Origin of the sequence: Aeoliella sp. (assembly GCF_965227375.1) — a bacterium.
Taxonomy (GTDB): Bacteria; Planctomycetota; Planctomycetia; order Pirellulales; family Lacipirellulaceae; genus Aeoliella.
On the sequence record NZ_CBDDFX010000001.1, the window covers coordinates 534,535 to 548,534 of the forward strand.

Here is a 14,000-nt window from a genome sequence, read left to right on the forward strand (position 1 = left end):
TCAGCACCATTCACCCCTAGTGGTTGAACAAGAACTCGCGACTATTCAGGACGGCCCAGAACACGTCTTCGAGTTCGGCCACCGGTTTCTCGCCGTCGCCCACGGCCGCCAGTAGTTTTTCACGCTCCGCATCGTTGGGCTTGCGGGCCAGGCAGCGGAGATAGATTTCGTCGATCACCTGTTCGGGCGTGCTGCCTTGGTCGAGCATCGTGCTCACCAGCTTTCCCTGCGAGATCTTGCTGTGCACGGTGCCACCGTTTAACAGGTGCAGCGCCTGCGACAGCGTCGGTTCGCTGCGGACTTCGCAAGCACACACCGAGTCGCGGCGGGCGCGGCCGAACGTGGTGAGGAAGTAGTTGCTCGAACGGCCATCGGCAATCTCCACCGCCCGCGAACCAATCGGCAAACCGGGCAGTTTCTCAGGCGACTGGGTCACCTGGCAAATGCAGTCGAGCAGCGTCTCGGCCGGCATTCGCCGCGTTTGGGCGCGGGCGAAGTTGGCCGTGTCGGTTTCGTTCGAAAGGTTCGCGACCGTCGAGCGCTGGTAGGCGTTCGAGTTACAGATGTCGCGCACCAACTGTCGCAGATCGTACTTGTAGTCGACCAGGTGCGTGCCAATCGCGTCCAACAGCGCGGGGTTCGACGCGGGGTTGCTCACGCGGAAGTCGTCCACTGGCTCCACCACGCCGACGCCCATGAAGTGCGCCCACACGCGGTTGGCGATGCTGGGAGCGAACCATTCGTTCTCGGGACTGGTTGCCCATTCAGCAACCACCTCGCGGCGGTCGCGGCCCTTGGTCTCCGGCTGGTCGCCGCCCAGGAACTTCGGTGGCACCGCCTGGCCGGTCACCGGGTGGTTTGACTCACCACCGCCCCGGTTGAACACGAGCCAGTCGCGATAGTCGCTGCCGCGTTTGCGGCCGATCTGCGTAAAGAACGCGGTGAAACCGTAATAGTCGTCCATTGTCCAACGGTCGAACGGATGGTTGTGGCACTGGGCACACTGCATGCGTATGCCGAGGAACGACTGAGCGACGTTTTCGGCAATCTTCTTGGTGTCTTGCTCCACGAGATAGAAGTTCACCGCCGGGTCGTCGAACGAACTGCCGCTCGAGCCGATCAGTTCCTTGAACATCTCGTTCAGCGGCACGCCGCTTTCCATCTGCTCCTTGAGCCACTCGGAGTACAAGAACATGGCCTTGTAGTCGACGCGGTTGTTTTCGGTCCGCACCAGCACCAACTCGGCCCACTTCATACCCCAGATCTGAGAGAACTCTTCGCGCTCCAGCAGTTCGTCGATTTTCTTCGCCCGCTTGTCCACGGCGGTGTCGGCCACGAACTGGTCGACCTCCTCGGGCGTGGGCAGCTTGCCGATCGTGTCGACGTACAACCGGCGAAGGAATTCCGCGTCGGTCGATTGCCCGCTAGGCTCCAGCCGCAGGTCGGCCAGCTTGCTATCGACCAACTCGTCGATGTAATTCACCGGCGGCAATGTCGACGGCTCGTACTCCAGCCCTTTGGGCAGCACAATCACCTGGCTACCTACGGTGTGGGTGTCGAAGCGGGCCATGACGAACGCCTCGCCCCGCATGCCGGCGGTCGACACAGCCGAGGGATCGAGCTTGGCCACCGAGTCGTTGTTCGAGCTGAACACGGCGAGGTTCGTCACGTCGCGCGTGCTGCCGTCGCTGTAGTTGGCCACGGCGACGAATCGCTGGGTGGTGCCGGCACCTTCGAGCACGACGCGTGGTGGGTAGAACTCGACACTGTCGACGGTCGGCGCGCCTTCCAGGTCGTTGGGCACTCCGCTTTCGATCCACTCGCGGAGCTTCTCGTAGTACACCGTGTCGTGCTCGAACAGCTTGCCCCCGGTGTGCGGCACGCCACCCACGGCCTTGACCAGCAGCAGGCTGTCGTCGGGCAGGGCGCGGTTGATCCGGCGGGTGGTCATCTCGCGAGTCAGCCGCTCGTAGTCGCCCTTGGGGTCGAAGCCGAACAGCGACAGCCGAAAGCCGTCCTTGCCGCGGGCCGAACCATGGCACGCACCCGAGTTGCAGCCCGCACGAACCAGCACGGGGATCACATCGTGGCGGTAACTGATGGGTTTGATCACCTCGACACCCGCGACCGATACGTCGCACTGCGAGGCCAGTTCGCCCAGCTTGGCGTGCAGCGTGCCGTGCCCGTTGACTGCCGGGCGGAGCGTGTTGCCGTCGAGCAGCGCGGCCTCCGAGTCGAGCGACCACTCCACTTGGTCGGTCACGTCTTCCGACACACCATCGGCGCGCTTGGCCACCGCCACGACCGACTGATAGTCGGCCGCGTGGTTAAGCGACGCGACGGGGGGAAAGACGCTTAGCTCGACGTAGCTCGCTTCCTCGGCAACAACGGCCGAGGTGGCGAACACGCTGAGCGCCAGAGCGGTGAGGCTATGTCGGTGGAGCATTGAAGCAAGTGCAGCTTGCATGCTGTTACCTTTTACAGTGCTTAAGGACTGTTATTTGGAAGCGGTTGCTTCGGTGGGTGGTGGGAGTGGTTTGTCGACGCGGAGCTCGCCGTAACCCACGGAGTGAATGACCGGCTCGCCATTCTCCATGACCGTCACGCGGCAGAACTGGCCTTTGTGCTGGCCGGGCCGGGCGTCGTCGGCCACTTTCAGTTCGAAGGCGATCTCCGTGGTCTCTTTGGTGATCATGATCGGCTCGGTCGTCACGCCCGGCGGCAGGTTGATCAGCTCGACCTTGGCTTCGCCTTCGAACGGGGTCCGCTGTTCGATGGTGATCGGGAAGTTGAGCGTTCCGCCCTGCACGACGTTGGGACGCGGTAGTTCCATCGCCACGTACGGCTCGGCCACGGTGAGCGTTGCCAGCGGCGTGACCGTGACCAGCTTGCCGTTGACTTCCGCTTCGCCACGCACCACGATCGGCCACTCGCCGGTGCGGGCGTTCTGGTTGGCGGTGATCGGGATGATGGCCTCGTTTTCCTTTTGCGTCACGCGTCGCGAGTTGTTGCTCGACACACCCGGCGGGTTGTACAGCATCCGCACCAGGATGGCCCCTTCGAAGCCCTCGGCCCGCTCGGCGACGATCTTCAGGTCCTTGTTGCCGCGCTGAACCAGCGGGCACTTCGGCTGCTCGATGCGAATGCTGAACGGGGCCTTCTCGGTGACCGCCACGACGGGCCGGGTGCCGTTGAAGTTCCACATGTCGACGTTGTTCTGGCCGCGGACCATCCAGTTCGTTTGTTTGAATGCGGCCACCACCGGCACATCGTCGTCGGTGCGTTTGGCCGTGAGCACCGAGAGCGATTGTCCCAGGGGAGCATCTTCGGCCGCCGACACCACGAACGGAACGCGGTCGAAGTCGCCACGCAGCTCGGGAATCTCGACCGACACGCCCGCCGGCAACTGCGACCAGTCGATGGCCATCGCTCCGCCAGTGTCTCGTCGGCCAACGCGGAGGACACCACCGTTGCGATTGCCCTGCGGCACGTCGAGCAGCTTGGCGATGTATCGCTCCTGCTCGTCGATGGTCAGTTCCACCGTGGGAACCGGTGCGAGCGCTTCGATCCAATAGATGTTCGCATCGTCTGCGCGGCGCAGTCGTTCTTCGACCTGGATGATGTAGTCGCCATCTTCGGGCGCCTGGAAGCGGATGTAGCTGTCGGGGTAGCCGCGGTCGTCGTCGTTGCCGGCGAGCGACTTGCCGTTGGCATCGAGCACTCGCATCACCATGTCGGCCGGCGAGCCAATCCGCCGGGCGTGCGCCCGAATGTGCAGCACCTGGCCCTTCTTGGCAGCGAAGCGAAAGTGATCGCGCTCGCCCGGCTCGTTGAGCCGACCATAAAACGCGCCGGGCGCTTCGCCAGCGGTGGCTTCCTGCGGCTTGTTGTTCGGTTCGACCTCGCCAGCGACCGGCATGTCGACTACTCGCAGCATGTGCGGCGAAGGCGCCCAGCCGCGCTGGTCGTTCGGCACGTAGGGCAGCGCGTCGGTCGGTACGTCGGGCAGTTGGACCTCTTGGCTCGCCGTGCCGGCCGCGTCGCCCAGCCACTCGATGTTCACCGTCTCGCCCACGCGCCCACCCGGCGGGTAGACGGCCAGCGGCCGCGGGAAGTTGCCCACGTGCAAGCGGTAGGTGCAGTTGCCGTCGCCACGATAGGCCGACTCGCGCAGCTCGAGCAGGTACTTGCCATCACTCGGAGCGACGAGCGACAAGCAGGCGTCCTGCTTCACCAGCGGCCAGTCGTCGCACTTGGCTAGCTCCGCCCCGTCGGGGCCGTAGAGCGTAATCACCGGATCGAAGAACGTGCGCCCCAGCCGCAGCCCGTCGACCTCCACCGCGATCACCTCTCCGGCTTTCACTTCGAACGTGAAGTAGTCGATGTCCTCGCGCTGGATAAGGCCATTCACCACGGTGCCGAACTCGATGGCCTGCGGGGCGTTGGGATCGGAGTTGGGCTCGGTCTCGTTGCTCTCCGGCAGCGCGCCGACGTGCAGTGTGCGGACGTTCGAGATGCCGGTCTTGGTGCGCAGCCGCAGCGGGTAGCGCCCCGGCTGCGTGGTTTCGGGCACGAACACCGTGGCCTTGGTTTGGTTGTCGTCGACTCGCTCGAGGGCTTTGACCTCGATGCCGGGCTCGTGCCACAGGATCTCCAAGGGGTCCATGCCCAGCCGCGGGCCGCGGAGCGAGATGACCGCCTCGGTGCCGCGCTGGGCACCTTGGGGCGCCAGTTGGTCGAGCCGCGGCGACGCGGCCGACGCGACCGTGGCGGTCGACAGTGTGACAACAAGCAGCAGTAGCCAACGCATGAGAGGCCTCGCCCGTGGTGGCTGGAGGGGGAGTGAGTTGTAGGATCAGCCGACGATCTCATGGCGGACCTGCCCGCCGTTGACGATCTCGATGGGCCGTGCGCCGGGTGCGATCAGTTCCTTCTCGGCCCGAATGCCAAGCTGGTGATACACCGTGGTGGCCAGGTCCTCGGGGCTGATGGGCACGTCGTCGGGCTCGGTGGCCGTGGCGCCGCTGGAGCCGACGATCGCTCCGCGGTGCACCCCACCGCCCGCCAGGGCGACGCTGAACACTTTGGGCCAGTGGTCGCGGCCGCCGTCCTGGTTGATCTTCGGCGTGCGGCCGAACTCGCTGGACACGAGCACCAGCGTCGAGTCCAACAGGCCACGTTCGTCGAGGTCCGACAGCAACGTCGCGTACGCCCGATCGAAGTCGGGCATCAACCGACGCATGTTGTTGGTGATCTGGTTGTGATGGTCCCAGCCGCCGTAGGTCAAAGTGACAAACCGTGCGCCGGCTTCCACCAGCCGCCGCGCCAGCAGCATCCGCGCGCCAGCCTGGTTGCGTCCGTAGCGATCGCGGAGCTTGCCATCTTCAGCTTCCAGGTTGAACGCTTCGCGGGCTTCGGCGGAGTTCACCATGTCGAACGCCCGCTCGTAGAAGGTGTTCATCGCGCCGACGTTGTCGGCAGCCACCCGATCGTTAAAGTCGCAGTTCACCAGGTCCAAGAGCTCACGCCGGCGGTTGTAACGCGCGTCGTCCACGCCGCCGGGTAGGTTGAGGTCGCGGACCTTGAAGCCGTTCCGCTCTGGCGCCGCGCCGAGACTGAATGGAGCGTACGAGGAGCTCAAGTATCCCGTGCCCGCCGAGGAATCGAACTGGTTGGGCACCGAGATGTAGGCTGGCAGGTTGTTGCGCGGACCGAGTTCGTGGCTCACCACGCTGCCCATGCTGGGGTACACCAGCGCCGGGCTGGGACGGTAGCCGGTCAGCATGTTGTGCACGCCGCGCTCGTGGGCCGCTTCGCCATGGGTGAGCGAGCGGACAACGGTCATCTTGTCGGCCACTTGGGCGGTCTGCGGCAACAGTTCACTGAACTGCTCGCCACGGATCTTGGTGTTGATCGCCCGCAGCTCGCCACGGTACTCAATCGGGGCGTTGGGCTTGGGGTCCCACGACTCCTGCGAGGCCATTCCACCTGGCATGAAGATGTGGATGACGCTTTTGGCCTTCTCGGGCAGCACGGTCGCGCCGGGCTCCGAGGCTTGCGCCGAGCGGAGGAACAAGTAGTCGCCGAGCGACAAACCCAGGCCGGCCAGCGAGCCGACTGCCAGGAAGTTACGACGGGAAAGGCCTTGAACGTGAGACATGCCAATGCTCCTTGGTTTGCAAGATGGCATCAAGTAGATCGCGGCGCGGGTGGCCACGGGCGGGTCGGCAGAGCGATGCGGCGAAGGTGGGCGTTGAGTGCCGCGGGCGGGGTGGGCGGGTGTGGTAAAAACCAGCAATCAGGCGGGAATCGCACTCCCCCCTGGTGGCACGCATCTTAGCGGCCCGAAGCCCCGTTGTCAAAAAAAGCAGCCGCCGATCCCTCCAAAAATCGGAAGAATCGGCGGCTGAATCCGTACTTCTTTGTCAGCTACTGGTCGCTGCGTCTCACACTGCTGGGCGATTGGGTCGATCGCTGCTGAGTGCGGTGCAAATGCCTGCAGGAATCCGCAGGCCTCGGCAGGGTTCGCTGGCCGCAGGACCAGACTGCCGAGGCCAAGTTCAGGCGTTACGCAGCGGCTATTGCCGCGTCGGGACTGCCTGGCGTGGGGGGCGTCTCCCACGCTTCTAACTCGTCGCGAAGCACCAGCACGTTGTCCGGAGCGTCGATGCCGACGCGAACCTTGTCGCCGCCAATCTTAACAATGGTCACTACGATCGAATCGCCAAGTCGAATCCTTTGCGACTCTTTGCGGGAAAGAACTAGCATGTTGGGGGGCACCTCCGTGTTTCAAATCGCCAAACAAGGATACTGAAATCTTGTATACCATGTGGCGGTTGGCGGGTCAATACAGGTTGTGCCAGACTGGTTCCTTTTTTCGCGTCGCACCTGCGCTGTACGAAGCGGCGGGAACTTACGTCGATCGGTGGCTGTCGTGTCCTTTTGGCGGTCAGACGGCGTTAACTTTGAAAGGATGGAACTTAAGCAGCAGTGGCGGCCGCGGCCATGGGGCGCACGGTACATGGCAACTGGGTTTTTGCGCACCGCTCGCCAACCGCATTGTAGAACCAGATCACACCCCGCTCCCACTCCCACACGGCGGTCACTTGTAATTGACGCGGGCCATGTAAGACGAACATCGCTGCACACGCTTGACCGTTACGCTGCAACGTGCGCTCGCTTAAGGGAAAGTGGTTGGGTTCTAGATCTTCCAGTTCGCACAAAATCTGGTTGACGTGGGTCCGGACATCTTGGGGGTCGTCCAGTCGCTCTTCTCGAGTCCGCATGCTGCTAATCGTTCCTTCCGAGTAACGCCTGCCGTCCCGCACTGACCGCTGGTCGATTGCGCCCTTCGAAGTCGAAGGGAGAGCAACCCCTGGCGGCCACACGACAGCCCTCGGCGATGGGTCGCCTCCAGCGACCACTCGCCAAGCACCATCAACGGCTGCTGGCAATAAAAAGTATCGGTCCAGCAGGCCGGGAGGCTTTGGTTGAGTTGGTAAAATAGATAGCCTTGGTTGTTTAAGTTGACCCATCACACGATGGGCACCACTCACTCGACATCCCACTATCGACCACTCGCACCGCGCTGCCGAACCCCCCCAAGCTAGCGGCGTCAAGCTTTCCACACGTTCGCCATCCTCTCGTCGTTTTGCCGCAGTGGAGTTTTGTCGCAGCGGGTTTTGCCCCCATATCGATTCCCTGCGACAAAACTCCTCGCCCCAACGCACCTGCTAACCCCTTACACCAGAGCCACTTACACCAACGGCCTCGGTCTTCGCCCCGAACGTTTTGTCGCACTAATGCGACAAACCCCAGCGGGTGCGACAAAACTCCGTACCTGCGACAAAACCCCAGCCGGAGATTCGCCACGCGACTTACTCACCTACTCACTTACCAACCTAATCTATACACCAGTTCACTCCCCCATTAGACCAAGTCACCGTGCGTTTACAACGGCAGTTTTTCGCCGCTCGACTCTCCGAGTCGAAAGCCCCGCGGATATCGCTCGGACGGCTCCAACTAGTGCATAACTACCAATCCCCTGCCCCACTTCCGGTACTACGGCCGCGGGTGGCCTCAGCAGGTGGGTCATTCCGTAAGGAGGCTCGCCGACTTAGGAATCTGTGTGGCCGGACCACGGGAACTGGCCATTCGGGGAGGAAGAAACTCGAAGCTCCTGAAGTGTGCCCGAAGTGTGTAAGGTTGCGTCACAATGTAGATCTCTCGGTCGCGGAGCTCACGTCGAAATGACACCAAGGGCTACAGCCACCGGTGGCCATAGTACCGAGCGGCAGCTTGGCTCCATTCGACCCGGAGAGTCGAGCGGCGGCACTCAAGTCGCTCATTTTGAGAAGTTCACCACAAACATAACTCGGTGAGCGTCGCCCGTGCTGCCGTCCACGGTCTCCTTACGTCCGAAGAGGTACTCCACTCCAGTGTAAAAGTTCTTAATCGGAGACGGTGTACCGGTAGAACTAGGCACTACGTCGAGGGGCCGCTGGTAGATGAGATTTACCACCGTGTAGTCGCCCCATCGATAGGCCTTGTCGACTTGCCCGGGTGCGGTGTCGAGCCGAACATGGCTGTATCCGACAGATGACAGCCAGGAGCGGTTCCACCGGTGTACGTAACCGACGTAATACGCTTGGGCAGGCAGCACTTCGAGGGTGCCGCCATTCAAGATCGCATCGTTGCCACCCGTCTTCTGACCAGTAGCCGTGGTGTGAAGGTCGTTAATATAATGGCCAATTCCTTCACCCACGGTAACGGAAAACCCGATGGCATCGCGGCACTCTGGATGTCGGTCGGTAAACAGTTGCGTTGCCCCACTTAACTGCAGGCCCCAGCCAAAGACGTTGTCGTCGATGCTCTTATCGCCATTCTTCAGCCCGAGGTCGCGAAACACCGAACCCAGTTGCACGTGCCATACTTCGTTGTAGGTTTCTTTCGCGTTCTTGCAATAAGTATGTCCGTCCCCGTACCTCAACGTCGTAATGAAATCGGGGACACGGGAGTAAGTGCTAAAAGTCGTCGGTATGGTTGCGCCGCTTACAAAGCGGATTTCGGGCGTGGGCATTTCGATACTCACGTTTCCTAGCAGACCGCGTTTGCCAGTATCGTAAGGGTCGATGTAGTAGCTGAGTCTGCCCTGACCTGATCCGCCGGTTGGGCTGAGCACCGTGGCCGTCGCGTTTGGTCCAACCAGGTCGAAGATCGGCACCGTGACGTCTTGGTCGGCAAATGCTGTCTCCGTAATACCGACAACCAGATTGTTGTATTGCAAGTAAACGCGTGTCGCTAAACCGAATGAATCGGTTTCGGAAGTCGATAGATCTTCGGCAATGAACGTTGCCTCGGCGCGGATTTTATCGAGATCATTGTCGTCGTCCTGCTGCAAGGTGACCTTGGCTGCGGACCCACTTCCTTGCAGCATCGCCCGCGACCCAAAGTCGTGGAAGGCCTCTCCTTGCACGGGAATCGCGGACGGCATAAAGGTTCCTGCCGAGAAATCGGCCAGCCGAGTCGAGTCGAAGATGGCGGCGGCACGCCCAACATAGCTGGTGCCGATGTTGGGAAAGCCCGGTATTGAAAGGCGCACTTTCTGACCATCAATGTCGTATACGTCCGTTTCCAAGCGTGGCCCAAATTCTGAGTCATCAAATGGAGCGGGGCCCTCACGCTGGAAGGTCGGTGATAGCCCCATCGCCGTTTGAGCCTGGAAAAGCGAGCAGATACACGCTAGTGCAAAGACATGTGCGAGGCCCTTCGATATCGAACAACCGTTCATGACGCCCCCATGAGTAGCATGCAGGTACAGGATAGTGAGGGGGGCTTGAGGATTAGTCGGCAAAATGCGTGCAACCGCTACAGCAGAAACGGCCATAATTGAAGTGCAGACGGATAGCAGTGCTACCGAATGCGTGTCTTTACCCGAGAGAATGAGTGACCATGCGAAACTACTATTCTCCGCACGCTCGCTATGGTGAGGGGCGTGGGAAGCTGATTGCCTCGTCTCGGTTTCGACGTCACATTGAAGTCGAGTCCGGCAGCCTTGGGGTGGATGCTTGTGCAAGTTGTAGACCCGTTTCCGCTTGGCGAACAAATTGTCCATTGTTTTGGTGGTGTGCGCCGCGGCGAGAACAGCTCCAGGCCGCATGCCGCGGGCCGTCGAAAGCCCATGCCGACGTTCACAAGACATTGACGAAGGATGCAAGATGCTGCAGTGTCCACAACAATATGATTAGAATTGGACCTGGACATTTGAGTTACAATGCTCCCACGTTACCTCAATCCTCGCACTTCCACGCCAAAGCGGATTTGCCATGTCATCTCCAATCAGCCTGGTGGCCGTGCCGCTAGTGGTTCATCTGGTCTGCTGCGCAGCAGTTGCCGCGGCTGAAACCGAGACCCCACAGTGGCAAGGAACGTGGGTTACCGATTTGGGCGTCATGGAGTTGACCGAATCCGAAGGTCGCTACTCTGGCACGTACGGTCGTAACGGGGCGGTGGAGGGCTCACTCGATGGCAACCTACTCACCGGTACGTACCGCGTCGGTAACGCCAGCGGGAAACTCGAGTGGACGCTCGCCGAAGATGGCGGTTCGTTTGCCGGCAAGTGGATCCGCGGTGGTCAGTCAGGCGCTTGGAGGGGCTGGCGTAAGGATCCTGCGGCGGAAGAACAGCCGACCGCAGACTTCGCTGGCATGTGGCTCACTTCCTTTGGGCCGCTGCAGCTCACTCAGCAAGACGAACACCTCACCGGTACCTACGGCGCTGAGGGTTGGGCCACCGTCGAGGGCACGGTCGTCGGGCGGCGCCTGCAGCTCAAATGGAAACGCCTCCAATGGTCCGGTACGGCCTGGCTCGAGCAATCGCCCGACGGCCAGCGGCTCTTCGGCGCGACGCAGGCGACACCGCCGGAAGTTTGGCTTGGCGTGCGAGTCGATGGATACCCCAAGCATGCGGACGCTCAACCGGGCAAGGTGGTGAGCGGGCGAGCTGACAATGGCATGCTGTATCACCTGCGCATGCCCGACGGGTGGAAGCCGGGAGAGGCCGTCGATGTGGTCGTGCTGCTGCATGGCAGTAATTGGACCACGCGGGGGATGGTGCCGGTCACTGCGGCCAACTGGCCGGAGATCGCCAAGCGCTTCGCCATCCTTGGCATCGAAGGCCAGAACTGGGCTAGTTGGAGCGACCCCGACAACCTGCGATTCAACTACACCTATGCGAATTGGATGGGCAAAAGCACTTACAAAGGCTACCCGTTCACCGATCGCGAGAGTCCTTACCTCGTGATGCAGGTGCTGGAAGAACTCCAGGAGGTCTACTCGCTGGAGCGTGTGCTAGTCGGCGGCCACAGCCAAGGCGGATTCCTGACCAGCTTGTTGCACATGCATTTCCCCGACCAACTCGCCGGCACGTTTCCTATGTCCGGCGGGCTGGTGATGCAGGCCGAGCCCAATGTGTTCGACGACGCGGAACTCCAACGTGCGCAGCGAGTCACGCCGATGGTCATCGTGCACGGCCGCCGCGACCCGGTGGTGCCTTTCGCCACGGGAGAGTACGTCTACCAGCGATTCACAACTTATGAATTCGACCGCACGATATTGCTAGCGCCCAACGCCGGACATCCATACGACTTCCTGCCCGTCGGCGACGCGGTCGACTACCTCGACGCGATGAGTACTACCGACCAGCAGCGACTGGTCAAGTACACCCAGCAGCAAGCCGAGGCCAAGAACTGGCGGGTGGTCGGCGCGCTGCTAGACCGCGCGCCGCAGGTGGGCGAGGCCGAAGCACAACTCAAGGAGGCCCGCACCGAGTACGAACAGGCGGCCCAAGCAAAGGCGGGCCCACTCTTGAAGACGATCCAGGCCAACGAGAATGGCCAGTGGGTCGACGAGTTTTACCCGTGGTCCGAGCAGTTTGCCCTCTCGGAGTCCGGCACCGACACGATGGCCGCCTTCGCAGCGCTACGGCAAGAGCACAACGCTGCCGCCGAACCGCTAAACGCCGAGGCGCTCGCTGCCTTGCGCAAGGGAGATCGAGAGACCGCCAAGGCAAAATACCAGGAGATCGTCGATAAGTACTACGCCTCGCAGTTTTACGCAATCGCCAAGGCGCGCAAGTGAGTACTGCACAGCTGGGAGGCTTTGGCCGTAGGACGTGGTGAAACCTAATCAAGGAAGAGATGGATGATGGGGAAAACGATGACTGCGCAAGAGCAACTGGCTCGCAGCGCAGCACGCAGGGTGGCCGAGGCCACCCTGCGAACCGATTGTCCTGCGCTATGCCATTGCCTTCCGTCGGTAGACTACCACTCCAGTCGTCCCCAAGAGAGACCAGACTAAGAGCGTAGTGGGCTCGGGGACTACCCCACCCCCGGTTTGCACATTGTCGATTGAGAAGCTTCCGACTACGCCGCCCTGCCGAGTTGAACGGAAATTCACAGTTGTAAACGGGGTGTCGCTCACGATACCGAAGAACCCTACGCCCGAACCACTGGTTACAAAGGGAGGATTCGTGAAGGCACTTTGACCTGGCACCTCCAGTGTGTACGAGTCGCTACCGTCGGTATCTTCCCAAAGGAATCCCAACGAGAGTATGGGCGAATCGAAGGTGAGGGTCACCAGGGGGCCAATGCCTCCGTTGCCTGCGGGACCACCCCACCCGGGTGTACCCGGATGCTGGACCCAAGTAAGGCTTTTTGTGCCGTTGATACTTGAGAGTGAACCTCCGGAAGCAATCCCGACGTAGTCTCCATTGTAACTTCCTGAAACAGAAAACCCATTAAACGCCTGCGACGGAATGGCACCGGCGCCGGGCGCGCCGGGGAACGGGGCGACTGGGGACGAATCGAATGTCTCCACGATCGTAGGTCCCGCTGCCGACTGCCAAGCCCCTTGGTTAGTGTAGGACTGTATCGCGGCGGTACTCTCCAAGGTGTAGCAGGCAAACACCGTCAGACACGCTGCGGCCGAAAAAAATCGTCTTGCAATAAACATTCTTCTACTCCCAATGTGGATTAGGCACTGTGGTTGGCTCGAAGCAAGAATGCACTCCGAGTTCCCAGGCATATCAATGACTGAATTAACGCGACAAGAAGGGCAAACGCCTGATGCTACGTATTAACACCTAAACGTCAGCCCCCAAGTTCAAACCACCTGGGGCGGGCGTAGAAGAAAGGAGCAAGGCGGCAACAGGATCTCTAGCCACCGACTCTGACACAACCAGCCAAGGCGAGGGTCGTCGAGTTGGAGAGCACTAGGACAATCCGCAACCAAATATCCGCCAGTTGATGACGGCGAACCATGGCTAGTCATGGTGGCGGTGTTTCCACTGTGAGGGGTCTGGCGCAGCGCAAGCTCTGGCAACTGCTTCGCCTGTTCGTTCGGAGAGTCCTCTTCCTCTGCGGAACACTGTTGTGTAGCGGCCAGAAGTTGCTCTACCGAGGGACCGCCAAACTTTGGCACGATCAGACTGGCATCCACCTGGCAACACATCGCCGAGATGGTGAAGTAGACGAATAACGCAGTCCACCGCGGTGTGGTCATCGTTCACCCCTCAGGTGAACCACCCGCTCAGGAAGGTCTAGCGCAGCCAATGCGCATACAACCCACGCTGAAGATTTCATCTTCTCCCCCCTCTTGATACTGGATAAACGACGAATGTGATGCAGTAGAAGAGACAGCCCCCCGCATCACACAACTCCGACGGTTGCCCCCCGCCAGTGTCAGTCACACCCTATCAAACAACCATCAAGCGTCAAGGAAAAAATGGATGTTTGACCCGCACGTAACCAGCACGCATTGTCAATTCGACAAAAGCAGATGGTGGTTAACCGAGGCGAGGCAACGCACGACAGCCTTCATCCGCTCCAGAAAGTCGAGCGACAGTCTCCGTTCAGAAAAGAATAAACCCGGCAGCCCCGGCCATCCATTTGCACTTCCGTAACACCAAGTGCCATCCTTTTGCAAACCATCACGCCAAGCTGC

General features: G+C 61.1%; 8 protein-coding genes. 2 read left to right on the forward strand and 6 right to left on the reverse strand.

The window, feature by feature from the left end; all coding sequences use genetic code 11:
- Positions 1-16: 16 nt before the first annotated feature.
- From ACQK2L_RS02235 to ACQK2L_RS02245, 3 genes are read right to left on the reverse strand one after another with little or no spacing between them, the layout of a single operon-like run.
- Positions 17-2,467, reverse strand: coding sequence for a DUF1549 and DUF1553 domain-containing protein (locus ACQK2L_RS02235; RefSeq protein ID WP_425395302.1), 2,451 nt, complete (start codon positions 2,465-2,467; stop codon positions 17-19).
- Positions 2,468-2,497: 30 nt separating this feature from the next.
- Positions 2,498-4,810: a pre-peptidase C-terminal domain-containing protein gene (locus ACQK2L_RS02240; protein WP_425395303.1), complete on the reverse strand. Its 2,313-nt coding sequence runs from the start codon at positions 4,808-4,810 to the stop codon at positions 2,498-2,500.
- A gap of 45 nt (positions 4,811-4,855) precedes the next feature.
- A complete protein-coding gene (locus ACQK2L_RS02245) occupies positions 4,856-6,160 on the reverse strand; it encodes a DUF1501 domain-containing protein (RefSeq protein WP_425395304.1) in 1,305 nt (434 codons plus the stop codon).
- 195 nt (positions 6,161-6,355) lie between these two features.
- On the opposite strand from ACQK2L_RS02245, the gene ACQK2L_RS02250 reads away from it, so the two are divergent.
- Positions 6,356-6,481, forward strand: coding sequence for a hypothetical protein (locus ACQK2L_RS02250; RefSeq protein WP_425395305.1), 126 nt, complete (start codon positions 6,356-6,358; stop codon positions 6,479-6,481).
- Between the two features lie 86 nt (positions 6,482-6,567).
- On the opposite strand, the gene ACQK2L_RS02255 is transcribed toward ACQK2L_RS02250, so the two are convergent.
- The 3 genes from ACQK2L_RS02255 to ACQK2L_RS02265 form a co-directional block, all read right to left on the reverse strand.
- Positions 6,568-6,768, reverse strand: coding sequence for a carbon storage regulator (locus tag ACQK2L_RS02255; protein WP_425395306.1), 201 nt, complete (start codon positions 6,766-6,768; stop codon positions 6,568-6,570).
- Between the two features lie 212 nt (positions 6,769-6,980).
- Positions 6,981-7,286 (reverse strand): hypothetical protein, encoded by a 306-nt coding sequence (locus tag ACQK2L_RS02260; protein WP_425395307.1) that lies wholly within the window; start codon positions 7,284-7,286, stop codon positions 6,981-6,983.
- Between the two features lie 1,058 nt (positions 7,287-8,344).
- Positions 8,345-9,637 carry a hypothetical protein gene (locus tag ACQK2L_RS02265; protein WP_425395308.1) on the reverse strand — a complete coding sequence of 431 codons (1,293 nt, stop codon included), beginning with the start codon at positions 9,635-9,637 and terminating at the stop codon, positions 8,345-8,347.
- A gap of 688 nt (positions 9,638-10,325) precedes the next feature.
- Between ACQK2L_RS02265 and ACQK2L_RS02270 the strand changes: the two genes are divergently transcribed.
- Positions 10,326-12,137 (forward strand): hypothetical protein, encoded by a 1,812-nt coding sequence (locus ACQK2L_RS02270; protein ID WP_425395309.1) that lies wholly within the window; start codon positions 10,326-10,328, stop codon positions 12,135-12,137.
- Positions 12,138-14,000 lie beyond the last annotated feature (1,863 nt).

What these genes read in the sequence shown, in the direction of transcription:
- ACQK2L_RS02235 (WP_425395302.1), bottom strand. Translation starts at nt 2,467, where the DNA reads ATGCAAGCTGCACTTGCTTCAATGCTCCACCGACATAGCCTCACCGCT.
- ACQK2L_RS02240 (WP_425395303.1), bottom strand. Translation starts at nt 4,810, where the DNA reads ATGCGTTGGCTACTGCTGCTTGTTGTCACACTGTCGACCGCCACGGTC.
- ACQK2L_RS02245 (WP_425395304.1), bottom strand. Translation starts at nt 6,160, where the DNA reads ATGTCTCACGTTCAAGGCCTTTCCCGTCGTAACTTCCTGGCAGTCGGC.
- ACQK2L_RS02255 (WP_425395306.1), bottom strand. Translation starts at nt 6,768, where the DNA reads ATGCTAGTTCTTTCCCGCAAAGAGTCGCAAAGGATTCGACTTGGCGAT.
- ACQK2L_RS02260 (WP_425395307.1), bottom strand. Translation starts at nt 7,286, where the DNA reads ATGCGGACTCGAGAAGAGCGACTGGACGACCCCCAAGATGTCCGGACC.
- ACQK2L_RS02270 (WP_425395309.1), top strand. Translation starts at nt 10,326, where the DNA reads ATGTCATCTCCAATCAGCCTGGTGGCCGTGCCGCTAGTGGTTCATCTG.